Raw genomic sequence first — 25,173 nt, 5'->3', positions numbered from 1 at the left:
CTTATAATGAAGGGTGGCCTTTGGCCCAAACTGCTTAGAGGAGAAGATACGAATGAAACTGCGCGCGCTTTTGGAAGGAATCCCCGTGCTGGACGCTACGGTGAATCTGGATCTGGAGATCACCGGCGTCAGCTACGACTCCCGCACCACCCGGCCCGGCGATCTGTTCGTGGCCATGACCGGCTTTGCCGCCGACGGACACGACTTCATCGAAAAGGCCGTCGCTGCCGGCGCGGCGGCGGTGCTGTGCGAGCGCGTCCCGGCGGTGGAGGTCCCCTGGGTGCGGACGGAGAACTCCCGCCGGGCCCTGGCCGTGCTGGGCGCCAACTTCTACGGCCACCCCGCCGACGCCATGACCATGGTGGGCGTCACCGGCACCAACGGCAAGACCACCACCACCTATCTGCTCAAGGCCATTTTGGAGCAGGCGGCGGGGGCCAAGGTGGGCCTCATCGGCACCAACCAGAACATGATCGGCAGCGAGGTGGTGCCCACCGAGCGCACCACGCCGGAGTCCTTCGAGCTCCAGGGCCTGTTCGCCCGGATGCGGGATGCCGGGTGCACCCACGTGGTCATGGAGGTGTCCTCCCACGCCCTGGCGCTGGACCGGGTCTACGGCGTCCACTACGCCGTGGGCGTGTTCACCAACCTGACCCAGGACCACCTGGATTTCCACAAGACCATGGAAAACTACTGCGACACCAAGGCCATGCTCTTCACCCGGTGCGACAGCGGCGTCTACAACGCCGACGATCCCTGGGCCCCCCGGCTCATGGCCCACGCCACCTGCCGCAAGCTCTCTTACGCGGAGGAGGCGGCGGCGGATCTGCGGGCGGAGGACATCTGTCTCGAGTCCGACCACATTGCCTTCACCGCCGTGTACAAAGGGGAAAAAGTTCCCGTAAGGGTTGGCATTCCCGGCCGTTTTATGGTATATAATACGCTGGATGTGCTGGGGGCCGCCCTGGCGCTGGGCATCCCCCTGGCCGAAAGCGCCGCCGTTCTGGCCGCCGTGCCCCACGTGAAGGGGCGGGTGGAGGTGGTGCCCACCCCCGGCAAGAACTACACCATCCTCATCGACTATGCCCACAGCCCCGACGGACTGGAAAACGTGCTGCGGTCCGTGAAGGACTTCGCCAAGGGCCGCACGGTGGCCCTGTTCGGCTGCGGCGGCGACCGGGATAAGACCAAGCGGCCCAAGATGGGCCGGATCGCCGGCGACATCGCCGACTTCGTGGTGGTCACCACCGACAACCCCCGCACGGAAAAGCCCGCCGACATCATCGCCGACATCCTGCCGGGCGTACAGGAGACCGGCGCGCCCTTCGTGGTGGTGGAGGACCGGGTGGAGGCCATCCACTACGCCATGGACCACGCCGAGCCCGACGACGTGATCGTCCTTTGCGGCAAGGGCCACGAGACGTACCAGGAGATTAACCACGTCAAGTACCACATGGATGAGCGGGAGATCGTGGCGGATTACCTGGCCGGGAAATAACGCCGGGAGTCCGGCGTCAAGCGGTTTGCCTCAGGCAAACCCTTGAAACCGGCCGGATTCACTTCGGCCGGTTTGAGTCCAATGCGGGGTCCCCGCAAAGCATCTCGCTTTGTGGGGCATCAATCATGTGAAGTATCACATGGATGAGCGGGAGATCGTGGCCGATTACCTGGCTGGGAAATAACGCCGGGAGAGACGGCAAAGCGCAAAAGAAATGAAGGAGCCGGCGGTGTGGCCGGCAAAGGAAAGGGAGAATCACCATGACGACACAAGTGCTGGCCGTGGTGGCCATCAGCTTCGTGCTGACGCTGGTCATCGGCAAATTTCTGATACCGGAGCTGCATAAGCTCAAGGCGGGGCAGGAGATCCGCGCCGACGGCCCCACCTGGCACGCCGGCAAGGCGGGCACGCCCACCATGGGCGGCATCATGTTCATCCTGGGGGCGGGCGTTGCCGTGTTCGCCATGGGCTGGAGCATGATGCTCGCCGGGGAGTTCACCCATCTCTACGTCTACCTCTTTGCCCTGGTGTTCGGCCTGATCGGCTTCGTGGACGACTACCGCAAGGTGCGCCAGCACCAGAACGAGGGCCTCACCGCCCGGCAGAAGTTCCTTTTGCAGCTGCTGGCGGCGGTGGTGTTCCTGTGCCTCATGCGCTATGAGGGGCTGCTGACCAACCGGCTCTTCATCCCCTTCGTCTCCGCCACGGTGGAGGTCAACTGGATCGTCTACCTGGTGTTCGCCGCCTTCGTCATCGTCGGCTGCGTCAACGCCGTCAACCTCACCGACGGCATCGACGGCCTGGCGTGCAGCGTCACGTTCGTGGTGATGGTGTTCTTCACCGTCACGTCCCTGACCTGGGGCGTGCTGGACCTGGCGCTGTTCCCCGCGGCTCTGGCCGGGGGCCTGGCCGCCTTTTTCGTCTACAACCACCATCCCGCCAAGACCTTCATGGGCGACACCGGCAGCCTCTTTCTGGGCGGCGCCGTGGCGGCCATGGGCTTTGCGCTGGATATGCCGCTCATTTTGATTCCCGTGGGCATCATCTACATCGCCGAGACCCTCTCCGACATCATCCAGGTGACCTACTTCAAGGCCACTCACGGCAAGCGCTTTTTCAAAATGGCGCCGCTGCACCACCACCTGGAGCTGTCCGGCTGGAGCGAGGCGAAGCTGGTGACGGTGTTCTCCGCCATCACATTGGTGTGCTGCCTGCTGGCCTATTTTGCCGTCCGGGGCCGCTGGTAACATGACGACCCGGACGCGCGCGCGAGGAGGGAGGTCCACCATGGCGCCTGAGAGAAGACGGCGTCCCCTGTCCCGGGAGGAGGCGCTGCGGCTGCAGCAGCGCAAGGCCCGGCAGCGGGAGAAGGAACAGGAGAGCCGGGAGCTGGCCCGGGGCCCCATCGACCTGCCCTTTTTCGTGCTGGTGATGCTGCTGACGGCCATCGGCCTCATTATGCTGCTCTCCGCCAGCTTTCCCTCCGCCTACTACGAAACCGACGGGGAAAACCCCCTGTTCTACTTCACCCGCCAGGGCGTGTTCGCCATCATGGGCGTGGCCGCCATGCTGATCGTGGGCAGGACCAACTACCAGCGCTTCCGGGCCCTGGCCCAGCCGCTGCTCTTTTTGTCGGTCATTTTGCTGGTGCTGGTGCTCATCCCCCACAACCCCATCGCCATTACCCGCAACAACGCCACCCGCTGGCTGGGCATCCCCGGCACCTCGCTCCAGTTCCAGCCCTCGGAGGTGGCCAAGGCGGCGGTGGTGCTCTACTTTTCCGACAGCATCTCCAAAAAGAAGGACCTGATGCGCACCTTCCGCCACGGCATCGTGCCCTACGCCATCATCCTGGTGGTGCTGGCCGCCCTGGTGGGCCTGGAGCCCCACCTCTCCGGCGCCATCCTCATTCTGGGCGCCGGCGCCGTGCTCATGCTGGTGGGCGGCATCAACTGGGCCTGGGTGGGCGGCGCACTGGGCGCCGCCGGGGCGCTGATGTACGTGGTGCTGTTCGTCATCGGCTACAACACCTCCCGCATCGAGATGTGGCACAACCCCTGGGCCGACGCCCAGGGCAAGGGCTACCAGCTCTCCCAGAGCCTGATCTCCATCGGCTCCGGGGGCCTTTTGGGCGTGGGATTGGGCCGCAGCCGCCAGAAGTTCCTCTTTTTGCCCGAGGAGCACAACGACTTCATCTTCGCCATCGTCTGCGAGGAGCTGGGACTCATCGGCGCGGGCATCATCATGCTGCTCTTCGCCGCCCTCATCCTGCGGGGGTACTGGATCGCCCTCCACGCCCGGGACCGCTTCGGCAGCCTCCTGGTGGTGGGCATCGTGACTCTCATCGGATTGCAGACCTTTTTGAACATCGGCGTGGTGACGGGCCTGCTGCCCACCACCGGCATCTCGCTGCCCTTTTTCAGCTACGGCGGCACCGCCCTTTCCATCCAGCTGGCGGAGATGGGCGTGGTGCTGTCGGTGTCACGGCAGATGAAGCCCACCAAGGCCGGATAGGCCCAAGAATCGAGGTAGTTTTCCTATGACCAAACCCCTGGAGCGGGTGCTCTTCACCTGCGGCGGCACCGCCGGCCACGTGAACCCCGCCATTGCCCTGGCCCAGCTGATGGCAAAAAAGAACCCGCGGACTCAATTTTTGTTCGTGGGCGCCGACCGGGGGCTGGAGAAGGACCTGATCCCCCAGGCGGGCTACGACTTTAAAACCGTCCACATCTCCAGCTTCCACCGCTCTTTAAAGCCTGCGGAGATCCGCCACAACCTCGTCTCCCTCTATAACCTGGTCCGCTCCCCGGCGGAGGCCCGGGCCATTTTGCGCGCCTTCCGGCCGGACGTGGTGGTGGGCACGGGGGGCTACGCCAGCTTCCCTATGGTGAAGGCCGCCGCCAAGGCGGGCATCCCCACCGCCGTCCACGAGTCCAACATGGTGCCGGGCCTCACCACGGAGCTGCTGGAGCCCTACGCCGACCGGATCATGGTGGGCTTCGAGGCCTGCCGGGAGCACTACCGCCACCCGGACAAGGTGATCGTCACCGGCACGCCGGTGCGGGGGGACTTTTTCTCCATGACCCGGCAGGAGGCCAAGGCCGCGTTGGGCGTGGACGACGGACGGCCCCTCATCGTCTCCTTCTGGGGGTCCCTGGGCGCCGCCGGCATGAACCGGTGCATGGCGGACTTCCTGGCCCTGGAGGCGGCCAAAGAGCCCTTCCACCACATCCACGGCGCGGGAAAAAGCGGCTACGGCCAGGTGCTCTCCCTTTTGAAGGAAAAGGGCGTGAACTTGGATGAGCACCCGGCCCTGCAGGTGCGGGAGTACATCTACGACATGGCCACGGTCATGCGGGCGGCGGACCTGGTGCTCTGCCGGGCCGGCGCGTCCACCATCAGCGAGCTGACGGCCCTGGGCGTGGCGGCGGTGATCGTGCCCTCCCCCTACGTGACCAACAACCACCAGGAGAAAAACGCCCGGGTGCTGGAGAAGGCCGGCGGCGCGGCGGTGGTGCTGGAAAAGGACGCCGACGGGCCCACCCTCTTCCGCACCGCCTGCTCCATCCTCCACGACGACGCGGCCCGTGAGCGCATGGAGTCGGCCATGGCCTCGCTGGGCCTGCCCGACGCCACCGAGCGCATTTACCAGACGATTTTGGGCATCTGCCGGTAACCGGCGCCCTGCTCCCTCCATAGGATGGACTGATGAGCCATTTTTTGAAGCGGAGGGAGAACCATGGGTGAAATCATCATAGACGGCGGCGTCCGCCTGGAGGGCGAGGTGAGTGTCCAGGGGGCGAAGAACAGCGTGCTGCCCATCCTGGCGGCCACCATCCTCACCGGGGACCAGGTGGCCCTGGAGGGCTGTCCCCACCTCAGGGACGTGGACGCCTCCGTGGAGATCCTGGAGTCTCTGGGCTGCCGGGCCCGGTGGGAGGGGGACACCCTGAGCGTGGACACCGCCTCCATGTCCGGCTGCGCCATCTCCGACGCCCTCATGCGCCGGATGCGCTCGTCGGCCATCTTCCTGGGGGCCGTGCTGGCCCGGTGCGGCCGGGCGGACATGAGCTACCCCGGCGGCTGCGAGCTGGGCCCCCGTCCCATCGACTTACATCTTTCCGGCCTCCGGGATCTGGGGGCGGTCATCCGGGAGGAGGGGGGCATGCTCCGGTGCGAAGCCCCCCGGCTGACGGGCCGGGAGATCGTGCTGGCGCTGCCGTCCGTGGGGGCCACGGAGAATCTGATGCTGGCCGCCTGCGGCGCCGAGGGCGTGACGGTCATCGCCAACGCCGCCCGGGAGCCGGAGATCGTGGACTTGCAGGACTTCCTCAACGCCTGCGGCGCCGACGTGGCGGGGGCCGGTTCCTCCGCCGTCACCGTCCGGGGCGGCAGGAAGCTCCACGGCTGCCGCTACGGGTGCATGAGCGACCGGATCGTGGCGGCCACGTACCTTTGCGCGGCGGCCGCCGCCGGCGGCGACATATTTTTGCGGCGGGCCCGGGAGAGACACCTGGCCACCGTCACCGCCGCGCTGCGCCGGGCGGGCTGCGCCATTACATCCGACGCCGCGGGCATCGCCTGCCGCTGCCCCGGCCGTCCCGGGTCCGCCGGGCACGTGCGCACGGCCCCCTATCCCGGCTTTCCCACCGACGCCCAGGCGGTGCTCATGGCGGCGGTGTGCCGGGGCCGGGGCACCACCGTCTTCGAGGAGAACATCTTCGAAAACCGCTACCGCCATGTCGACGAGCTGGTGCGCATGGGGGCCTGCATCCGGGTGTCCGGCCGGACGGCGGTGGTCACCGGGGTGGAGCGGCTCAGCGGCGCCGCCGTCCGGTGCACGGACCTGCGGGGCGGGGCGGCCCTGTGCGTGGCGGCCCTGGGAGCCCGGGGCCGGACCCGGGTGGACGAGACGGAGCACATCGACCGGGGCTACGAGGACATCGTCCGGGACCTGACGGCCCTGGGGGCTCGGGCAAAGCGGGCGACAAACTGACGACGGGAGCATGATACCATGGCACGACGCAGACATTCCAACCGAAGGCACAGGGGAAGCTTTGGCTTCCTCTACAAGGTGCTGTCCATGTTGGTGATCTGCGGGTGCCTGGTGGCGGCGCTGACGCTGTTTTTCCGGGTGAACACCATTGTCGTCACCGGTACCCAGCGCTACACCCAGGACCAGGTGACGGAGGCCTCCGGCGTGACGGCGGGGGACAATTTGTTCCTGCTCAACAAGTACGACGTGGCCGCCGCCATCCGCACGGCGCTGCCCTACGTGGACGAGATCCGCATCAGCCGCAAGCTGCCAGACACGCTGCTCATCGACATCAAGGAGTGCGGCACGCCGGTGGCGGCCGTCCAGGACGGCTACGCCTGGCTGGTGAGCCCCAGCGGCCGCATCGTCGAGCAGCTGAGTGCCGACGAGGCCTCCGGCTACGCCGCGCTTACCGGCTGCCAGCTGCTGGCCCCCTCCGTGGGTACCAGCCTGGCCCTGGCCACGGAGTACGCCACCCAGCAGCAGAGCCTGCTGGACCTTCTGGGGGCCCTGGAGGACGCGGGCCTCATGGACCAGGTGGACAGCATCGACCTGAGCGACCTGAGCGTCATGGTCATGGGCTACGCCGGGCGCTTTTCCGTGGAGCTGCCCTACAGCGCCGACTACCCCCGCAAGCTGCGGGCCCTGGTGCAGGTGGTGGACCAGCTGGAGACCAACCAGACCGGCACCATCCAGATGACCTGGGACAACGGCGAGGTGCATTTCATCGAAAACTGACGAAGGCCGTCGCACGGCGGCGAGGCGCCTTTGTCCGCCGTGAAAAAACTCCCGGAAAAGGCAGAGGGCTACTTGACCGCGGCGGCAAAGTGTCATACAATAAACTAAATCCGGAATTCCGGCAACCACAGCATCTTGAAGAAATTGAAGGGCGCGGACGCCCTTTTGCACAAATGATAGTAGGAGGCACACCACTATGGCGTTTGGATTGGAGACCGGTCCCGATACCGTTGTCAATATTAAAGTGATCGGCGTGGGCGGCGGCGGAAACAATGTGGTCAACCGCATGGTCCGCTCCGGCACCAAGGGCGTGGATTTTGTGGCGGTGAACACCGACAAGCAGGCGCTGAACGTTTCCAGCGCCACCTACAAAATCCAGATCGGCGAGAAGCTCACCCACGGCCAGGGCGCCGGCTCCGACCCGGAGGTGGGCCGCAAGTCCGCCGAGGAGAGCCGTCAGCAGATCGCCAAGGCCCTGGAGGACACCGACATGGTGTTCATCACCGCCGGCATGGGCGGCGGCACCGGCACCGGCGGCGCGCCCATCGTGGCGGAGATCGCCAAGGAGATGGACATCCTCACCGTGGCCGTGGTCACCAAGCCCTTCGGCTTCGAGGGACCCCGCCGCATGCGGGCCGCCGAGGCGGGCATTGCCGAGCTCAAGGACCGGGTGGACTCCCTGGTCATCATCCCCAACGACCGGCTCAAGCACGCCACCGACCAGAAGATCACCTTCGCCAACGCCTTCGAGATCGCCGACGATGTGCTGCGCCAGGCGGTGCAGTCCATCTCCGACCTGATCCGGGACACCGGCTTTATCAACCTGGACTTCGCCGACGTGACCGCCGTCATGAAAAACGCCGGCATGGCCCACATGGGCGTGGGCCGGGCCGCCGGCAAGGGCAAGGCCGAGGAGGCCGCCCGCATGGCTATCTCCAGCCCGCTGCTGGAGACCTCCATCGCCGGCGCCAAGGGCGTGCTCATCAACATCACCGGCTCCATGGACATCGGTCTGGAGGAGGTGGAGCAGGCCGCCTCCCTGGTGCAGGAGGCCGTCCACCCCGACGCCCTCACCATCTTCGGCGCCACCTTCGACGAGACGCTGGACGACGAGATCCGGGTCACCGTCATCGCCACCGGCTTCGACAAGGCCCCTGCCCAGCAGGAGCTGCCCAAGGTCCAGAACGTCCAGACCAACGGCCAGGCCGCCCCGGCCGCCCAGGCCGGACAGAGCGCCGCCCATGCCGGCACCGCCCCGGCCCCCGTGCCTCTGGAGGAGGCCGACGTGCCCAAGCCCGAGGAGGACGACGACGATATGTTCGGCGACATTTTGAAAATTTTCAACAAACGGGATTGACAAAATCCGCCGCGCCCCGCAGGTTTTTCCTGCGGGGCGCTTTTTTCTGCCCGCAGCGCCGCCGTTTGGGCATCCCAACCATGGCGGCGCTGCCGCTTTTTGCATGGCCGCGGTCGCTCCGCACCGGATAAACTATGCTCGCCGGCACCGTCACAGGACTGCCGGCGGCTTTTTGGAAGGGGTGATTTTTTTTGCATGAACCATCGCAAACGGCAAGGCGGCTGCTGCGGGGCGGAGCGGCGCTGCTCCTGGCCCTGATGCTGACCGCCTCCATCCCTGCCGGCGCCGTGGAAGCAAGTGACGCCGGCGCGCTTCCCAAGACCCTGGTGCCCGTGGGCCATACCGTCGGCATCAAGCTCTTTGCCCGGGGCGTCCTGGTGGTCCGCCTTCCCGACGACCCCACGCCCGCCCGGGCGTGCGGCTTGCAGACCGGCGACGTGATCGTCAAGTGCGGCGGTACCTCCGTCCGGTCCACGGAGCAGTTCCAGGCGCTGCTGCAAGACGGCGGCGGCGAGGCCACCGACCTGCAGATCAGCCGGAACGGGCGGCAGATGGCGCTGAGCGTGTCCCCGGAGAAAAACGAGGCGGGCACCTACTCCATCGGCGCCTGGATCCGGGACTCCATGGCCGGCATCGGCACCGTCACCTATTATGATCCCGCCACCGGGGCCTTCGGCGCCCTGGGCCACGGCATCGCCGACGTGGACACCGCGCTGCTGATGCCCTTCTCCTCCGGTTCCATCCTGCCCTCCACGGTGAAGGCGGTGAAAAAGGGAGAGGCGGGCAGTGCCGGCGAGCTGCGGGGCGACTTTGACCTGACCGGCGACCTTGGCACGCTGTACGCAAACACGGAGTGCGGCGTGTTCGGAGAACTGACCGGCGACGCCCCCGACGCCTGGGACGTGGGGCAGCCCCTGGAGGTGGCCTCCGCCGAGGAGGTGGCCCCCGGTCCGGCGCAGATCCTCTCCAATGTGGAAGGCGACGAGATCCGCACCTACGACATTGAGATTTTGTCGGTGGGCGGCAGCGACGGCCGGGACATGGTGCTCTCCGTCACCGACCCGGAATTGATCGCCGCCACCGGCGGCATCGTCCAGGGCATGAGCGGCAGCCCCATTGTGCAAAACGGGAAATTTGTGGGCGCCGTGACCCACGTGCTGCTCAGTGATCCAACCAAAGGATATGGAATTTTCCTCGAAACTATGCTCAAAGCAGCCGAATAAACGCAAAAAGGGCAGCCTGCGGGCTGCCCTTACATCTCTTTGAAAAAGTCCGTGACAGGGGTGGGAGGGTGTGATAGGATGAAGGCAAAGGATGGAAGGAGGGACGCGGATGAAGCGCAGCTGGAAGTCCAGAATAAAAGCCTGGGGGCTGGACTTGGTCCGTCTTGCCATATTGGTTGCCTTCATTTCCATCGTCAAGGACGGCATGTGGCTTTTGGGCGTGCCCAGCGCCGGGGACGTCAGCAAGGTCACCGTCTCCTGTCCCGGCGTCACGGACGGCGTCCGGGCGTACACCGACCCGGAGACCATCGACCTTGCCGTGGAGCTGACCGGATTTTTGAAGTACTCCCTGCTGGAGACGCCCCAGGGCGACCGGGACGGCGCCGTGGAGATTACATACACCCTCCGCAGCGGAGAGACGGTGACAGTGGCCGCCGACGAGACCACCGTCTGGTGGAAGGGCAGGGCCCGGGCCGTCCGGGACCCGGGGGCCTTCGTCTATCTGGTCCGGGTGGATTTCTTCGGGGAGGACTCGGACTGACATCAATCCGGGGAGATGGAGGACCGGGCGTGTGGGAGTTTCCCAGAACCCATGGGAAAAGAGGCCAAAACAGCCAACGGCAGGAACAAAATGCTCCTGCCGTCTCCGTTGTACGTATGCTGTAATAAAAGAAGAGAACAAAATAAGGAGGGATCACGATGCACATTCGTCCGCGCACCCTTTGGAGAGTCCCGGTTTTTTGTCTCATTTCCAGTTACCTGAGCTTTTATGCGACCGCATACCTGGGCGGCGCCTTCTTCGTGGTTCGGACTGTGGGGGCCGACGGGGTCACCAACGTGTCCGCCGACCCGGTCCGCGCCGCGATCTTTGACGGGGCGCTGTTTTTGATCGTGCTGGCCCTGGGGGGACTGTGGGCCTTCCGCTCCATGACCCGGGCGGAGATCGCCGTCTCTGCGGGAATCATTTCCGCCTGCTACCTCATTGTGGTGGTTTTGCAGCTGGCGGTCCCGTCCTTTCCCCTTCCCCTCAGCATGCAGCTGGCCATGTTTTTCAACTGGACGGGGACGGTTTCCTCCTGGCTGTTGCGGCTGACCGATCACCTTGCATTTTCCGCCATCGCCGCCTGCTTTGCGCCGCTGCTGTTCATCCCCTTCGGGAAAAAGCGCGCCGGCTAGCCCTCACCGGGGCGGGAAGCGGGCGAGATGGCCGTAAAAAAAGAGAAGCGATTCATCCTTTCAACGATTAAAAACTGAGATTGCTGGGGGAAATTGTGTGTGGAAAATAGCAAATTGATTTCAGACTCTTGTGTAGTTCCCAGGGGAGAGCGAAATCCTGTCATTACGGTTGTCCGTGTAATTGCAATGTGGATGATCATTGGGTGTCATGTATCAAGTTGGCTTGCAATTCCGGCGCTTACCATGATCCTCAATGTTGGGGTCTATGTTTTTTTGCTAATCTCGGGGATGCTGTACGCGAAAAAAACAATAGTGGATGGTGTCGGATTCATAAAAAAGCGATGGATCAGGTTATGCATTCCCATGTATTACCTGGCTGCGTTTTTGCTGATTTTCAACATTTTGAATGGCAGACCGCAGGTGCTATGGTCTATCCCTACGTATTTGCTTGATCTTCAGGGCATGGAATTTATCGTTTCCGGATGGAAGCCCTACCAAATGAACGGATTGGGACAGCTGTGGTTCCTGACTGCCATCATGATCTGCTATTTTTTGCTGATACCGGTCAAAAAGCTGGAAAAGAGAGGGACCGGAGACCGGAAGGTGCATGCACCGTTTATATTTGCTATGCTTTTCCTGGCAGATATATTCCTTGCATATACGCTCAGGGTACAGCTGAACTACTTTATTACGTTTTTTCTTGGATATGCGCTGGGGGACTGTGCGCAAAGACTGGGAAGGAAACAATATGGGCTCATGACAGCCGCTATGATTTGTGCTATGGCAGTCAGACTTTTATGCAGGAGCTGGGTCGATGGCACAGTTTTATACAATGACTTGGTTGTACCATTTACCCATATGGTACTGGCACTCTGGATTTTTGGAACCATTCAATTTGCGGCCCGGTGTGCACCGGGCGTTATAAAGATGTGTGCGGAGAGCCGGGGGATGGTCTGGCTGGACAAAAATTCTCTCTATCTATACATGACGCACTATATGTTTTTAGTAGGCCCGCTTTACATAAGCAGTTTGCCAATTCCTGTACCGATGCAGCTGCTGGTATTTTTGGCAGGGGCGTTTGTCAGCGAAATAATTCTGCGATGGATTTCGGAGGAAACCATCCGCAGAATCAGAGTCTGATGGCCTATACAGCCCTCACCGGGGCGGGAAGCGGGCGAGCTTTTCGTTGAGCTTGGCGTAGATCCGCGCCCGGAACCAGGGCTCCGACGAGGCCTCCACCGCCCCCTCCGGCGTGAACCATCCCACGGAGCTGTTCTCGTCGGCCTTGGGGCGGATGGACTGGGACGGGTCCGCCTCCAGCAGGTACGTCACGTTCAGGTGCAGGTGGGACGAGACGTAGCGGCCGCGCTTTTCGTGGCCGTCCACCGTCAGGATCTCCAGGGAGTAGAGTTCCGGCGTCACCGGCGATACGGACGCAAGGCCGCTCTCCTCCCGTACTTCCCGCATGGCAACGGCCAGAAGGTTCCGCTCCCCGTCGGCGTGGCCCCCCAGCCAGGCCCAGGAGCGGTAGAGATTGTGGAAAGCCAGGAGCACCTGACGCCGGTCCGGGCTCACCACCCAGGCCGAGGCCGTGAAGTGGGCGGCGGGGTTATCCCGGGTGTAGAGGGCCTCTCCGCTGCGGATGCGCCGGACCATCTCGTCCCGGTCCCGCGCCTCCTGCTCGTTCCAGGGGCGGAAGGACAAAAGCTGCTGCAAAAGTTCCAATTTTTTCACCTCTTTTCCCCAGAATACCACAATTTGGCCGTTGAAAAAAGAGGAATTTTTTCGGCCGCGGCGGAAGCAATGGGAAAAGCGTCGAATGATTCTTGGAATTTATTTACAGTTTCCCGTTGCAAATCCTGTCCGTTTATGGTAATTTATAGAAAACGTGATTTGAAGCTTCATGAATCCGTCGCAGCGGGGACTTGGCGGCCTCCGGTGTGAAAAACTGTGGAAAAGGATAAGGGAAAACATGGACAGCAGGAGAACTGTATTGCTGGCAGATGCCAATGAAGAGTTCCGCGGCATGCTGCGGAGTGTGATCGACGGGACGGAGGGATTCACCGTGGCGGGGGACACCGGGGACGGCGCCGAGGCGCTGCGCCTTTGTGAGGGACTCCATCCCGACCTTGTTTTGATGGACCTGGTGCTGCCGGGGATGGACGGCTTCGGCGTCATGAAGCGGCTGCATCTCCAGGAGGAGGGAGCGCCCAAGGTCATCGTCTTGTCCGCGTTGTGCACGGAGCAGGCGGTGGGCGAGGCGGTGAGCCTGGGAGCGTCGTACTTCTTCTCCAAGCCCTGCGAGACGGAGTCCCTTCTGGAGCGGATGAGCGTGGTGTGCGCCCCGGCGGCCCCGGCGGAGCCCCAGACCCAGGCGCCGGAGCTCAAGACGCTGGTCACCGCCGTCATCCACGAGATCGGCGTGCCCGCCCACATCAAGGGCTACCAGTATCTGCGGGAGGCCATCATGATCGCCGTGGAGGACATGGACGTCATCAACGCCGTCACCAAGGTGCTCTATCCCGAGGTGGCCAAGCGGTTCGGCACCACCGCCTCCCGGGTGGAGCGGGCCATCCGCCACGCCATCGAGGTGGCCTGGGACCGGGGCGACCTGGAGACGCTGCAAAAGTACTTCGGCTACACCGTCTCCAACTCCAAGGGCAAGCCCACCAACTCCGAGTTCATCGCCATGATCGCCGACCGGCTGGTGCTCCAGCGGAAAAATGCGTCGCTGCTGCGGGCGTGAGGACATAAGAAAAAAGAGAGGCATTGCCTCTCTTTTTTTTGCGCTTCGGGACGGGGCGCGGGAGATGCCCCGGGGCGGGGATGCGCCGCCGGGGAGCGGCTGGGGCCGGGCGTCAACTGCCGCCGGGCGTAACTGCCGCCGGGGCTGTGCCGGGCCGGGCGCCGCCGCCTTACGGCAGCTCCAGCGCCGCCGGGGACAGGGCTGCTGCCGCCTGCTCCAGCTGGGCCCGGGTGGGCTCCATGCCGGAAAAGCGCACCTCCGCCAGACGCCCCTCCCAGCAAAAGACGTATCGGTTCCGTGGCTCGTCGCCGGTATAGTGCCGGTAGAGGGCGTCCGTCCCCGCCGGGGCCCAGTCCTGGCGCACCGCGTGGTCCCGGTACTCCTCCGGCACCTCCGGGGAGCGGCGGGCGTACTGCTCCAGCAGGTAGTCCCGGCAAAGGCCGTACAACAGGGGCACCTTCACGTCCACCACCGTGTAATCGAGGTCCGGCAGGTCCTCGCCGCAGTCCAGCCGCCGGTCCTGGCTGTAGTCCGCCTGGGTCAGCAGGGGGGAGGACTGAACCCGGGCCTCCGTGGAGTAGCGGCCGTCCTCCGGCTCGCCGGTGAGGCTTTCCACCCGCAGCGGGATGGGGTCGGCGTAGACCTGCCAGGTGATGCCGGAGACGGTGTAGGTGTCCACCGGGGGGGACTGGTTCAAAAGTCCCCGGCGGCTCAGGGTGATGACCCCCGCCGCCAGCGCCGACAATCCCGCCAGGGTGACGGCCACGCAGATGCCGATGGACACGGCCCGGTTCACCTGCCGGGAGGCCCCCAGGCCCCGGAGGGCACGGGTGGCGGCAGCGGTGAGCATGCACACCCCCACCACCAGCACCGCGCCGAAGAGGAAGTACACCAGCTCCCGCCGGGAGGAGGTCAGCAGGAACAAAAGCTCCACCGCCAGCAGGACGGTGACAAAGGCGAAGCTGGCATAGCGCCAGGTGCGGAGGTGGAGCATGCGCCCTTCTTGGGCCGCCCGCCGGGCCCGGGGCAGCCACCGGGCGTAGGAGAGAAGCTCCAATAGCGCCATGAGGGCGATGGGCAGCCAGATGGCCGACGAGAGCAGCGTCATGGGGGAGGCGAGCACGTCCAGAGGGCCGGTGTACAGCCGCCAGAGGAGGAACACCAGCTGGAATATGGCCAGGGCCAGCATGGCCAGCATGCCCGGCAGGAAATTGCGGACCATGGCCGAGCGGATGTTCTCCACCTGGGTCACCGGGTCCGTCTCCAGGGGGACGGGGTCGGGCCGGTCCGTACAGAAAATCTGCATCTGGCCCCACCGGGCAGCCGGCTCCCACCCGGCCTGGGCGCAGTAGTCGGCGAACACCTGCTGTCCCTCCGTGGGGCCCGGGTCAAAGGTCGACGCCTTGGGGAAGTAGGTGACGGCGAAATGAAGGGCGGCCGGCGCCGCGGCCCGGTAGCGCCACAGCACGCCGGAGAGGGAGTCGATCCTCCAGCCCCGGGCCGCCATGCGCTCCAGGTGGGCGGCGATGCCCGCTCCGTCGTAGAAGGAATAGAAGGCCGGCCGGTACATCCGTTTTTGCTTCATGTCGGGGCTCCTTCCTCCGGCACCACCCGCCGGTAGTCCTCCGCCAGCGTCAGAAGACGCCGGTACTCTTCGCTGAGGGCTTGCCGCCCCGCCGCCGTGATGCGGTAGCTGCGGCGGCGGCCCTCCACCTTCGTCTCTTCGATCATGCCCGCGGTCTGGAACTGCTCCAGCAGATTGTAGAGCGTGCCGGGGCCCACGCTCACCCGCCCGCCGGTGAGGGCCGACACGGCGGCCATGATGTCCGTGCCGCACTGCTCCCGCGTCAGGCACAGCAGAATGTAGAACATCTGCTCCGTCAGGGTGTGGAATTTCTCCCGGGCCATGGGGCGCCTCCCTCCTGAATATCGAATATCGTTATTCTCTGCTTTCACTATAATACCGATATTCGATATTGTCAAGAGGCGGACGGGAGGACTTGCCTTTTTTTCCCGGTCATGCTATGCTGTTGGTCAAAACCAAGAAAAGAGGAGAAAAAAGGCTATGACGTATTCGTTCCGTCCCCAGGGCGTGTGCTCCCGGGAAATGCGGGTGGAGCTGAGCGACCAGGGCATCATCGAGAACCTGGAAGTGGTGGGGGGCTGCAGCGGCAACCTCCAGGGCATCAGCGCCCTGGTGCGCGGCATGTCCGCTCAGGAGGCCATCAGCCGCATCAAGGGCATCCGCTGCGGCGGCAAGCCCACGTCCTGCCCGGACCAGCTGGCCCGGGGCCTGGAGCAGATCCTGGCCCAGCAGGCACAGTAAGAGCGGAAAAAAGCCATGCTCCGGCATGGCTTTTTTTTCTTGGGTTTTCCACCCCATTCTGGACAAGCACCCGAAAAAGTGGTATATTAAAGGGCTGGAAACAAATTTTGCGCCGAGGGAGAATCAACACGTTATGAAGATCGTTTTGGTCATTGACCAGTTCGACGATGCCAACAACGGCACGACCATCAGCGCCCGGCGCTTCGCCATGGCGCTGCGAGAGCACGGCAACGAGGTGCGCGTCATCGCCACGGGAAAGCCGGCGGATTACAAGTACGCTGTGCGGCAGATGCGCTTTTTCCCCATCGTGGAGCACCTGATTACCAGCCAGGGCATGCGCCTGGCCATCCCCAATAAGCACGTGTTTGAAAAGGCCGCCGCCTGGGCGGACGTGGTGCACTTCATGATGCCCTCGCCCCTGGGCATCTCGGGCCTCAAGCACGTGGAAAAGCTGGGCATCCCCCACACGGCGGCGTTCCACTGCCAGCCGGAGAACATCACCTTCACGCTGCACATGGGCAACAGCAAGCGGGTCAACGACTTTGTCTACAACCGCTTCCGGGACAGCTTCTTCAACCGCTTCACCCACATCCACTGCCCCAGCAACATGATTGCCGACCAGCTCCGCCGCCACGGCTACACCGCCAAGCTCCACGTGATCTCCAACGGCATCAGCCCCCAGTACCAGTACGGAAAGCGGGACAAGGAGCCGTGGATGGACGGGTTTTTCAACGTGCTGATGGTGGGCCGCTACGCCGGGGAAAAGCGCCAGGACGTGCTCATCGACGCCTGCGCCAAAAGCCGCTACGCCGACCGTATCCAGGTGATCCTGGCGGGCAAGGGGCCCCTGGAGGGCAAGTACCGCCGCCTTGCCAAAAAGCTCCCCAACCCCATCGTCATGGAGTTTTACGAGCCGGAGCGGCTGCTGGAGATCCTCCACATGGCGGACCTGTACGTCCACACCTCCGACGCGGAGATCGAGGCCATGAGCTGCATGGAGGCCTTCGCCTGCGGGCTGGTGCCCGTCATCGCAAACTCCCCCCGCTCCGCCACCCCCCAGTTCGCCCTGGAGGACCAGAGCCTGTTCCCCGCCGGGGACAGCGACGCCCTGGCCGCGCGCATCGACTGGTGGATCGAGCACCCGGAGCACCGGGCGGAGATGGAGCACCGCTACGCCGACCACGCCAAGCTCTACGCCCTGGACCGGTCCATCGAGCTCACCGAGGACATGTTCCGCCAGGCCATCGCCGAGCAGCGCGCCGCCGGTACCCCCGCCAAGTAAATACGAGACAAAAGGGCCGCCGCGGTTCACCCGCGGCGGCCCTGCTGCATACAATGGGTCAGCAGAGGAAGTGAGGTAAGGTACATGGCATATTCCGACCGGGAGCTGCTGGCCCGGCTCATTCAGTGCGAGGCGGGCGGGGAAGGGGAAAACGGCATGAAGGCGGTGGCGGGGGTGGTGATGAACCGGGTCAACGCCAAGGGCGGCGAGTACGCCCGGGTGGGCCAGGGCAGCATCCGCAAGATCATCTTCCAGCCCTACCAGTTCGTCTGTGCCAGCGAGACGGAAAACGGGGCCTACAACCCCCAGAACATCTACAACATGCGGCCCGAGCAGATCCACTACGACATCGCCGACTGGGCCATCGCGGGAAACCGGCTGCCGGACGTGGCGGAGTCGCTGTGGTTCTACAACCCATTCGGCCCCACATGCCGGTCCTTCTTCCCGTCCCAGGTGGGCTACTGGCAGACCCGGATCGGCGACCACTGCTTCTACAATCCAACCGACGCGTATTACAAGACTTGAGAGGTGCTCTATGACCCAATATCCCAGTGCTGCCGCCGCCTCCAACGGCGCCTACGGCGCGCCCCGGACCGACTGGTCCGGCGAAGTGACCCCCCAGACCCCGCCGTCCCGGGCCCCCTTTGTCACCGTGCCCGTGGAGACAGGGGTGGCTGCCGCCGACAACGTCATGACCGGCGGGGCCCATCTGGACATGAAGAATAACCTCCCCCAGGAGGTGCTGGAGTCCCCCACCACCGTCCAGGAGGCCTACAAGGGCTCCCTCAGGGCCATGCTGGCCCGGAACGTGGGCAACTACATCGTGGCCACGTTCCTGGTGGGCACCCAGTCCACCGTGTCCTTCGAGGGGGTGCTCTACGATGTGGGTAACGACTACATGACCATCTACCAGTCCGGCCGGGACCGCTACATCGTCAGCGACATCTACTCTTTGAAGTACCTGGAGTTCTACGACACCCAGCGCCGGGCCGTGTGCGACGCCCTGCTGCGGGAAAACGGCTGGCAGAGCCAGACCGTCCGGTAAGAGGGGATTGCGCCGCGGGGACAAGTGTGCTACAATCCGGGAAAGAAAAACTGCAAAGGAGACGATCCCATGGATTTTGCACAACTGTCCCAGGCGCGGTATTCCCTGCGCAAGTTCAGTGACCGGCCCGTGGAGCCGGAGAAGCTTGCGGCGGTGCTGGAGGCGGGCCGCAACGCCCCCACGGCCCACAACCTCCAGCCCCAGCGCATCTTCGTGCTCCAGAGCCCCGAGGCCCTGGAAAAGGCCGACGGCTGCACCGCCGCCCACTTCCATCCCCCGGTGATGCTGGTGGTGGCCTACGACCCGGAGGAGGCCTGGAAGCGGGAGACCGACGGCAAGAACCACGGCGAGATCGACGCCGCCATCGCCGCCACCCAGATGATGCTCCAGGCGGCGGACCTGGGCCTTGGCACCACCTACGTGGGCATGTTCGAGCCGGAGAAGCTCCTGGCCGCCTTCCCCGAGATGGCGGGCCTGGTGCCCATCGCCCTGCTGCCTCTGGGCTACGGCGCCGAGGGGGCCCACCCCTCCCGGCTCCACGCCGACCGCAAGCCCATGGACGAGCTGGTGCGGTACCTGTAAGCAAAAAAAAGACTGCCCGGACGGGCAGTCTTTTTTTCTTATCTTCTCCGGCGGCCCCGGTATCCGCCCCGGCGGCCGTGGCTGCTGACGCTGCGGCCGTAGCGGTAGCGCCGGCGGCCGAAGATCAGCTTCCAGAGGAGCAGCGCCACCACGGCGATGAGCACCACGATGCCCACCACCTTCACGGCGGTCTGGCTGAAGAACAGCTTCACGTTGTGCCAGAAGGTCAGCAGGCGGGAGGCCTCCACGTCGTTGAGGGCCAGCAGGTCCACGGTAGCGTAGTCCGTGCCGTCATAGGAGAGGGTCACAGTGCCCAGCACGTCGCCGGCGGAGATGGGCGCCTCCACCGGGTCGGAGGTGAGGGTGATCTTGCGCTCCAGGTCCTCCGCCTTCAGTCCCTTGGGCAGCAGTACCTCCACATCCTCCGCCGGGTGGACGGTCACATGGTCCACCTTGGAAAGAGACACGGCCACCTCCTTCAAGATCTCGTCGGAGGTAAGCACCGTCTGGTAGGAGAAGTTGTCAAAGGCCCAGTTGAAGAGGCGATTCGTCTCGTAGAAGCTCATGGTGCGGATCTCGTTGCCCGGCAGCTGCAGCTGCTCGCACCCCAGCATGACGCTGACAAAGCTCAGGCTGCCCCGGGTGGCGGAGGAGACCAGGCAGTGGCCGGCGGCGTCGGTGGAGCCGGTCTTGATGCCGTGGGCGTCCGTGTTGTAGTAGCCCCGGGAGCGCCAGACGGAGATGAGGTAGTTGGTGGAGTGGAGGGACCGGGCCGGGGAGAGGTTGGTGGCCGGCAGGGTGATGTCCCCGGTGTCGCAGATGCGCATGAAGTCCTCGTGGGTCATGGCCTCTTTCGTGATGAGGTACAGGTCCCAGGCGGAGGTGTAGTGCTGGGGGTCATGGAGGCCCGTGGGGTTTACGAAGTGGGTGTTCTCACAGCCCAGGGCCTGGGCCTTGGCGTTCATGGCCTCCACGAAGGTGTCCACGTCGCCGCTGACCGCCTCCGCCAAAATGACGCAGGCCTCGTTGGCCGAGACCACCAGCATGCAGTATAAAAGCTGCTCCACCGTCATGACCTCGCCTACCTGGATGCCGGCGGAGCTGCCGTCGGCGTCCAGCTGCGTGATGGTGTCCGAGGCGGTGAGCTGCTGGTCCAGCGACAGCTTGCCGCTGTCCACCGCCTCCAGCACCAGCAGCGCCGTCATGATCTTGGTGAGGCTGGCCGGGTAGAGCTCGTCGTGCTCATTTTTCGCGTAGACGATGTTGCCGGTATTCTGGTCCACCAGCAGCGCCGCCTTGGCCTGGATGTCCGGGTCTTCCGGCAGCTCCGCCGCGGCGGCGGGGAGGACCAGCAAATTCGCCAGCAGGGCGAGCAGCAAAAAAACAGAGAAAAAACGCGTCCCTTTCATATTCAACTCCTGTAAACTGTGCTATACTGACCGTGTGTGGAAAAAAACGGCCGCCGGTGCGGCGCGTTTTGTCGGATATCCTCAGTATAGCAAAAAATACCCGGAAGTTCAACAGGTATGGAGCCGGGAAACGGCGCCGGAGAGAGGAAATTTCTCCCGGCGGACCCGGCGTGGAAGGAAAGGAAGCGGAATGAAAATCCTGGTTGTCGACGACGAGAAGCTGCTGGTCAAGGGCATGAAGTTCAATCTGGAAAACGAGGGCTACACGGTGGAGTGCGCCTACGACGGCGCCGCCGCCGTGGAGCTGGCCCGGACGGGGCAGTTCGACCTTTTGATCCTGGACGTGATGATGCCGGAAGTGGACGGACTGGAGGCGTGCATGCGCATCCGGGAGTTTTCCAACGTGCCCATCATCATGCTCACTGCCAAAAGCGAGGACGCGGACAAGCTCATGGGCTTTGAGTGCGGCGCCGACGACTACCTGACCAAGCCCTTCAACATTCTCGAGCTCAAGGCCCGGGTCCGGGCCCTGCTGCGGCGGGCCGCCGGGGTCCAGCGCAGCCGGGGGGCCGTGCTCACCGTGGGGGATCTGAGCCTCAACACCGAGGAGCGGGTGGCCATCCGGGACGGCAAGACCGTGGACCTGACCGCCAAGGAGTACGACCTCATCGAGCTTTTGATGCGCAACCCCCGGCGGGTGTACAGCCGGGAGAACCTGATGAACGTGGTGTGGGGCTACACCTACGCCGGGGACTACCGCACCGTGGACGTGCACATCCGGCGGCTGCGGGAAAAGCTGGAGAAAAACCCGGCGGAGCCGGATCACATTATGACCAAGTGGGGAGTGGGGTACTATTTCAAAGGGTAAGCGGCGGCTGGTGGGCAGCCTGCAATTCAAGTTCGGCCTGAGCTACATCCTGGTCATCACGGCGGTGCTGCTGCTGCTCAACACCTACCCGCTGCTGGTGTCCGAGGACCTGGTGTTCCGCTCCAAGGCCTCCACCCTCCAGTCCAGCGTGTCCGTGCTGGTGGGGTCGCTGTCCGGGCTGGACAATCTGAGCGAGGAGAACGTGGCCCAGACCATGGCCGTGGCGGAGGATACGGGCCTGAGCCGCATCCTGGTCACCGACGGGGCCGGGAAGGTGCTCTACGACACCCGGGAGACCGACAGCGCCGTGGGGCAGTACGCCTTCTACACGGAGATCGTCCAGGCCCTGCTGGGCAACGACGCCTTCACCTGCCGCTACGAAAAGGAGGCGTTCCGGTCCCGGGCCGCCTCGCCGGTGCTCTACCAGAACCAGATCATCGGCGCCGTGTACGCCTACGAGTACGACACGGAGCAGGCGTCGCTGCTGGAGGGCCTCCGGAGCAACCTGCTGCGATTGTCCGGCGTCATCGCCGTGGTGGTGGCGGGGCTGAGCGTGCTCCTCTCCCGGGCATTGACAAGGAAGATCGGCCAGCTGCTCGACGCCATCCGCCAGGTGCGGGAGGGGGCTTACAGCCACCGGGCCGAGATCCGGGGCCATGACGAGATCGCCCAGATCGCCCAGGAGTTCAACAGCCTCACTGACCGGCTCCAGACCACGGAGAGCGCCCGGCGCCGGTTCGTCTCCGACGCCTCCCACGAGCTCAAGACCCCCCTGGCCGCCATCCGGCTGCTCACCGACTCCATTTTGCAGACGGAGGACATCGACCGGGCCACCGCCCGGGAGTTCGTCTCCGACATCGGCGCCGAGGCCGAGCGCCTCAGCCGCATCACCGAGGATCTGCTGCGGCTGACCCGGCTGGACAACAGCGTATTGCCCCCGCCGGTGACGGTGGACGTGACGGCGGTACTGGAGCAGGTCATGCGGATGATGACCCTGGTGGCACAGGAAAAGCAGGTGGAGCTGACCTGGAGCGCCGCCGGAACGTGCACCGTGTCGGCAAGTCCCGACGAGATCCACCAGGTCATCTACAACCTGACGGAAAACGGCGTCAAGTACACCGGTACCGGCGGCGCCGTGCAGGTGAGCCTGGGCCGGGAGGGGGCGTGGGTGGTGCTGTCCGTGGCGGACAACGGACCCGGCATCCCGGCCGAGGACCTGGACCGGGTGTTCGAGCGGTTTTACCGGGTGGACAAGGCCCGCTCCCGGGCCGCCGGCGGCACGGGACTGGGACTGAGCATCGTCAGCGACATGGTGAACAAGCGGGGCGGCACCGCCCGGGCCGCCAACCGCCCCGGCGGCGGTGCGGTGTTCACCGTCCGCTGGCCCTGGAAGGGGGAGGAGGAAGCGTGAGACGCACAGCCATGGCCCTTTGCGCCCTGGTGACGGCGGCGTGCCTGCTGGGCGGGTGCACCTACGCGGCCGTCACCGCCGCCCGCCGCAGCGACACCTACCTGCTCTACTTCCGGGAGGCCGACCTGACCGCCGCCGCCGGCGGCGACGCGCTGCGATCCGAGGAGACGGTGCTGGAGGGCGTGGACGAGCTGGAGCCGGAGGAGGCGGCCCTGGCCCTTATGGAGGCCCTGCTCCGTGGTCCCACGGACGAGACGCTCCGCTCCGCCATCCCCGCCGGCACCGAGGTGGAGTCGGTGCAGGTGGAGGGGCGGCGGGCCGTGGTGGACATGTCCGCCGGGTACGGGTCCCTCTCCGGCGTGGCGCTGACCCTGGCGGACTACGCCGTGACGCTGACGCTGACCCAGCTGCCGGGCATCTCCTCCGTCAGCGTCACCGTCCGGGGCCGGGAGCTGGGCTACCGGCCCAGCCAGCTCTTTACCGCCGGGGACGTGCTCTTCTCCTCCGCCGAGGACGTGGTGGGCACCGTGGACGCCGACGTGTACCTGCTGGGGCCCGACGGGACATTGACCGCCTGGCAGACCACCCTGGAGCTCTACGAGGGGGACACCCAGGCCGCCGCCGTGGCCGCGGCGGTGGAGTCCGGCGCCCCGGACCAGGGACTGGCCTCGCCCTGCCCGGAGGGCTTTGCCGTCCGGTCCGTGTGGCAGGACCAGGCCGTGTGCTACGTGAACTTGTCCTCCGCCGTGCTGGGAGAGCTGGAGAGCACCGACGGCGTGCCGCTGGCCCTGGAGGCCCTGGCCCGGTCGCTGTGCTCCCTGGAGTCGGTGGAGGAGGTGCAGTTCCTGGTGGACGGGGAGTACGCCGACACCTACGGCCCCGCCGCCGTCCGGGCGCCCTTTACGGAGTGAAACAGAAAAAACGAGGAGGGAGACCTCCTCGTTTTTTTCTGCCTATGCGCCGAACAGCAGCCGCACCGCCAGGGCCGAGACGGCGAAGCCCGTCAGGTCCGCCATCAATGCGGCGGGCACCGCGTGGCGGGTGCGGACGATGCCCGCGGCGCCGAAGTAGACGGCGATGGTGTAGAACGTGGTCTCCGTGCTGCCCAGCATCACCGCCGCCACCCGGCCGATGTAGCTGTCGGGGCCGTAGGTTTGCAGCAGGTCCGTGGCCACCGCCAGCGCCCCGCTGCCGGACACGGGCCGGATCAGCAGCAGCGGCGCCGTCTCCTCCGGGATGCCCAGAAGGGCCAGCACCGGGGCGAAGAGATCGGAAAACCACTCCATGGCCCCGGAGGAGCGGAACATGCTCACGGCGGTCAGCAGCCCCACCAGGGACGGCACGATCCGCAGCAGCACCGTCAGCCCCTCCTCGGCCCCGTGGGTCAGGGCGCTGTACACGTCCACCCGCCGGCCGGCGCCGTAGGCAGCCAGTCCCGCCAGCAGCAGCGGCACCACCAGGGACGATACGTTCATGGCCGCCTCCTTCCCACCCGGGAAAAGAGCTTCGCCGCCGTCAGACCCACCGCCACCGACGCCGCCGAGGAAAGCCACACCGCCGGCAAGATGTCAAAGGGGGTGGCGCACCCCGCCGCCGCCCGGACGGAGGCGATGGTGGCCGGCAGCAGCTGGATGGAGGCGGTGTTGAGCACCACCAGCAAACAAAGCTCGTCGCTGGCCACCCCGTCGCACCCCGCCGCCATCCGCCGGGCCGCCTGGATGCCCAGGGGCGTGGCCGCGTTCCCAAGACCCAACAGGTTGGCCGACACGTTGGCCGACACCGCCGAGAGCGTCTCATCGTCCCGGCTGGCCCGGGGCAGCAGCCGCCGCAAAAGTGGCCGGAACAGCCCCGCCAGGCGCCCGGACACCCCGCACACGTTCATGATCTCCATGACCCCCGACCAAAGGCACAGCACCCCGGCCATGGTCAAACTCAGTTCCACGGCGGAGGCCGCGCCGTCCAGCGCCGCGTCGGACACCGCGTCGATTTTTCCGGTGGCAAGGCCGAAGAGAACGGAGAGCACCACCATGCCGCTCCACAGCCACGTCATTGTCACAAAATCCCTCCCGATACAAAATATAGAAAATTGTGAATGAATTTTTAAATTTTATCAGATGAATTGACATAATATGACAGAGTGTGATATTCTTAACGGACGGAAGAGAGAGAGAAGCTGCAAGAAAAGGAGAACGACTGTGAAAGCTACCGGAATTGTAAGAAAAGTCGACGAGTTAGGTCGCATCGTCCTTCCGATCGAAATGCGCCGCACCCTGGACATTGCGGAGAAGGACGCATTGGAAATCTATGTGGAAGGGTCGTCCGTCATTCTGAAAAAATATAAGCCCAGCTGTATTTTCTGTGACGGCACCAAGGACATCACGGTGTTCAAAGGAAAAAACATCTGCCCCAAGTGTCTCAAGGAACTCAAAGGACTGTAAACAACAACAGACGACAAAAATTCGCGCTCCGGCCAGATC

General features: G+C 64.7%; 27 protein-coding genes. 21 read left to right on the top strand and 6 right to left on the bottom strand.

The annotated features are described in order from the left end of the window. Nucleotides 1-52: 52 nt before the first annotated feature. From QZS13_RS04030 to QZS13_RS03980, 11 genes are all read left to right on the top strand, one after another. Complete coding sequence (locus QZS13_RS04030) at nucleotides 53-1,498, top strand: UDP-N-acetylmuramoyl-L-alanyl-D-glutamate--2,6-diaminopimelate ligase (RefSeq protein WP_295585792.1); 1,446 nt, start codon at nucleotides 53-55, stop codon at nucleotides 1,496-1,498. Between the two features lie 260 nt (nucleotides 1,499-1,758). Beyond that, nucleotides 1,759-2,745 (top strand): phospho-N-acetylmuramoyl-pentapeptide-transferase, encoded by a 987-nt coding sequence (mraY, locus tag QZS13_RS04025; RefSeq protein WP_295585789.1) that lies wholly within the window; start codon nucleotides 1,759-1,761, stop codon nucleotides 2,743-2,745. Nucleotides 2,746-2,785: 40 nt separating this feature from the next. Beyond that, nucleotides 2,786-4,012, top strand: a complete 1,227-nt coding sequence (gene ftsW, locus QZS13_RS04020; protein ID WP_295585786.1) for a putative lipid II flippase FtsW — start codon at nucleotides 2,786-2,788, stop codon at nucleotides 4,010-4,012. A 25-nt stretch (nucleotides 4,013-4,037) separates the two neighbouring features. Beyond that, entirely contained in the window at nucleotides 4,038-5,174 is a 1,137-nt protein-coding gene (gene murG / locus QZS13_RS04015; RefSeq protein ID WP_295585783.1) for an undecaprenyldiphospho-muramoylpentapeptide beta-N-acetylglucosaminyltransferase, read from the top strand. A 63-nt stretch (nucleotides 5,175-5,237) separates the two neighbouring features. Then, nucleotides 5,238-6,494 (top strand): UDP-N-acetylglucosamine 1-carboxyvinyltransferase, encoded by a 1,257-nt coding sequence (gene murA / locus QZS13_RS04010; RefSeq protein WP_295585779.1) that lies wholly within the window; start codon nucleotides 5,238-5,240, stop codon nucleotides 6,492-6,494. A gap of 18 nt (nucleotides 6,495-6,512) precedes the next feature. Then, nucleotides 6,513-7,271, top strand: a complete 759-nt coding sequence (locus tag QZS13_RS04005) for a cell division protein FtsQ/DivIB (protein WP_295585777.1) — start codon at nucleotides 6,513-6,515, stop codon at nucleotides 7,269-7,271. A 196-nt stretch (nucleotides 7,272-7,467) separates the two neighbouring features. After that, nucleotides 7,468-8,628, top strand: coding sequence for a cell division protein FtsZ (gene ftsZ / locus QZS13_RS04000; RefSeq protein WP_295585774.1), 1,161 nt, complete (start codon nucleotides 7,468-7,470; stop codon nucleotides 8,626-8,628). A gap of 191 nt (nucleotides 8,629-8,819) precedes the next feature. Beyond that, on the top strand, nucleotides 8,820-9,851 hold the full coding sequence (spoIVB, locus tag QZS13_RS03995) for a SpoIVB peptidase (RefSeq protein WP_295585772.1): 1,032 nt from the start codon (nucleotides 8,820-8,822) through the stop codon (nucleotides 9,849-9,851). 109 nt (nucleotides 9,852-9,960) lie between these two features. Continuing rightward, nucleotides 9,961-10,392, top strand: coding sequence for a hypothetical protein (locus QZS13_RS03990; RefSeq protein ID WP_295585770.1), 432 nt, complete (start codon nucleotides 9,961-9,963; stop codon nucleotides 10,390-10,392). A gap of 158 nt (nucleotides 10,393-10,550) precedes the next feature. Further along, on the top strand, nucleotides 10,551-11,027 hold the full coding sequence (locus tag QZS13_RS03985) for a hypothetical protein (RefSeq protein WP_295585767.1): 477 nt from the start codon (nucleotides 10,551-10,553) through the stop codon (nucleotides 11,025-11,027). 99 nt (nucleotides 11,028-11,126) lie between these two features. Then, nucleotides 11,127-12,167: an acyltransferase family protein gene (locus QZS13_RS03980; RefSeq protein WP_295585764.1), complete on the top strand. Its 1,041-nt coding sequence runs from the start codon at nucleotides 11,127-11,129 to the stop codon at nucleotides 12,165-12,167. A 15-nt stretch (nucleotides 12,168-12,182) separates the two neighbouring features. On the opposite strand, the gene QZS13_RS03975 is transcribed toward QZS13_RS03980, so the two are convergent. Beyond that, nucleotides 12,183-12,761, bottom strand: a complete 579-nt coding sequence (locus tag QZS13_RS03975; protein ID WP_366557937.1) for an NUDIX hydrolase — start codon at nucleotides 12,759-12,761, stop codon at nucleotides 12,183-12,185. Between the two features lie 238 nt (nucleotides 12,762-12,999). Here QZS13_RS03975 and spo0A point away from each other — a divergent pair, with 238 nt between their 5' ends. Beyond that, on the top strand, nucleotides 13,000-13,773 hold the full coding sequence (gene spo0A / locus QZS13_RS03970; protein ID WP_295585759.1) for a sporulation transcription factor Spo0A: 774 nt from the start codon (nucleotides 13,000-13,002) through the stop codon (nucleotides 13,771-13,773). 169 nt (nucleotides 13,774-13,942) lie between these two features. On the opposite strand, the gene QZS13_RS03965 is transcribed toward spo0A, so the two are convergent. Beyond that, nucleotides 13,943-15,358 carry a DUF2812 domain-containing protein gene (locus QZS13_RS03965; RefSeq protein ID WP_295585756.1) on the bottom strand — a complete coding sequence of 472 codons (1,416 nt, stop codon included), beginning with the start codon at nucleotides 15,356-15,358 and terminating at the stop codon, nucleotides 13,943-13,945. Continuing rightward, nucleotides 15,355-15,681: a PadR family transcriptional regulator gene (locus QZS13_RS03960; protein ID WP_295585753.1), complete on the bottom strand. Its 327-nt coding sequence runs from the start codon at nucleotides 15,679-15,681 to the stop codon at nucleotides 15,355-15,357. The genes QZS13_RS03965 and QZS13_RS03960 overlap by 4 nt, the downstream gene beginning before the upstream one ends. A gap of 157 nt (nucleotides 15,682-15,838) precedes the next feature. Here QZS13_RS03960 and QZS13_RS03955 point away from each other — a divergent pair, with 157 nt between their 5' ends. The 5 genes from QZS13_RS03955 to QZS13_RS03935 all read left to right on the top strand — a co-directional run bounded on the left by QZS13_RS03955 (nucleotide 15,839) and on the right by QZS13_RS03935 (nucleotide 19,008). Continuing rightward, nucleotides 15,839-16,099 (top strand): TIGR03905 family TSCPD domain-containing protein, encoded by a 261-nt coding sequence (locus tag QZS13_RS03955; protein ID WP_295585751.1) that lies wholly within the window; start codon nucleotides 15,839-15,841, stop codon nucleotides 16,097-16,099. A gap of 133 nt (nucleotides 16,100-16,232) precedes the next feature. Further along, a complete protein-coding gene (locus QZS13_RS03950; protein WP_295585749.1) occupies nucleotides 16,233-17,381 on the top strand; it encodes a glycosyltransferase in 1,149 nt (382 codons plus the stop codon). A gap of 84 nt (nucleotides 17,382-17,465) precedes the next feature. Beyond that, nucleotides 17,466-17,906 carry a cell wall hydrolase gene (locus QZS13_RS03945; protein ID WP_295585747.1) on the top strand — a complete coding sequence of 147 codons (441 nt, stop codon included), beginning with the start codon at nucleotides 17,466-17,468 and terminating at the stop codon, nucleotides 17,904-17,906. A 10-nt stretch (nucleotides 17,907-17,916) separates the two neighbouring features. Further along, nucleotides 17,917-18,426: a hypothetical protein gene (locus QZS13_RS03940; protein ID WP_295585745.1), complete on the top strand. Its 510-nt coding sequence runs from the start codon at nucleotides 17,917-17,919 to the stop codon at nucleotides 18,424-18,426. Between the two features lie 69 nt (nucleotides 18,427-18,495). After that, a complete protein-coding gene (locus tag QZS13_RS03935) occupies nucleotides 18,496-19,008 on the top strand; it encodes a nitroreductase family protein (protein ID WP_295585743.1) in 513 nt (170 codons plus the stop codon). Between the two features lie 38 nt (nucleotides 19,009-19,046). On the opposite strand, the gene QZS13_RS03930 is transcribed toward QZS13_RS03935, so the two are convergent. Further along, entirely contained in the window at nucleotides 19,047-20,417 is a 1,371-nt protein-coding gene (locus QZS13_RS03930) for a D-alanyl-D-alanine carboxypeptidase family protein (protein WP_295585741.1), read from the bottom strand. 190 nt (nucleotides 20,418-20,607) lie between these two features. Here QZS13_RS03930 and QZS13_RS03925 point away from each other — a divergent pair, with 190 nt between their 5' ends. The 3 genes from QZS13_RS03925 to QZS13_RS03915 are packed head-to-tail and all read left to right on the top strand — an operon-like array spanning nucleotide 20,608 to nucleotide 23,607. Next, nucleotides 20,608-21,285 (top strand): response regulator transcription factor, encoded by a 678-nt coding sequence (locus QZS13_RS03925; RefSeq protein WP_295585738.1) that lies wholly within the window; start codon nucleotides 20,608-20,610, stop codon nucleotides 21,283-21,285. Nucleotides 21,286-21,295: 10 nt separating this feature from the next. Continuing rightward, complete coding sequence (locus tag QZS13_RS03920; protein WP_295585736.1) at nucleotides 21,296-22,696, top strand: cell wall metabolism sensor histidine kinase WalK; 1,401 nt, start codon at nucleotides 21,296-21,298, stop codon at nucleotides 22,694-22,696. Next, a complete protein-coding gene (locus QZS13_RS03915) occupies nucleotides 22,693-23,607 on the top strand; it encodes a GerMN domain-containing protein (protein ID WP_295585734.1) in 915 nt (304 codons plus the stop codon). Before QZS13_RS03920 ends, QZS13_RS03915 begins: the two co-directional genes overlap by 4 nt. Before the next feature lie 42 nt (nucleotides 23,608-23,649). Here the strand turns inward: QZS13_RS03915 and QZS13_RS03910 are convergent, their stop codons facing one another. Both QZS13_RS03910 and QZS13_RS03905 read right to left on the bottom strand, forming a co-directional pair. Beyond that, nucleotides 23,650-24,171, bottom strand: a complete 522-nt coding sequence (locus QZS13_RS03910; protein WP_295585732.1) for a spore maturation protein — start codon at nucleotides 24,169-24,171, stop codon at nucleotides 23,650-23,652. Next, entirely contained in the window at nucleotides 24,168-24,746 is a 579-nt protein-coding gene (locus QZS13_RS03905; protein WP_307986751.1) for a spore maturation protein A, read from the bottom strand. The genes QZS13_RS03910 and QZS13_RS03905 overlap by 4 nt, the downstream gene beginning before the upstream one ends. A 145-nt stretch (nucleotides 24,747-24,891) precedes the next feature. On the opposite strand from QZS13_RS03905, the gene QZS13_RS03900 reads away from it, so the two are divergent. Continuing rightward, nucleotides 24,892-25,134 carry an AbrB/MazE/SpoVT family DNA-binding domain-containing protein gene (locus QZS13_RS03900; RefSeq protein WP_295585726.1) on the top strand — a complete coding sequence of 81 codons (243 nt, stop codon included), beginning with the start codon at nucleotides 24,892-24,894 and terminating at the stop codon, nucleotides 25,132-25,134. The last annotated feature ends 39 nt before the right edge of the window (nucleotides 25,135-25,173 follow it).

The organism is uncultured Oscillibacter sp., assembly GCF_900546705.1.
Taxonomy (GTDB): domain Bacteria; phylum Bacillota; class Clostridia; order Oscillospirales; family Oscillospiraceae; genus Oscillibacter.
The sequence above is the reverse complement of the archived record's forward strand: the minus strand, read 5'-3'. Positions and strand labels throughout refer to the sequence as shown.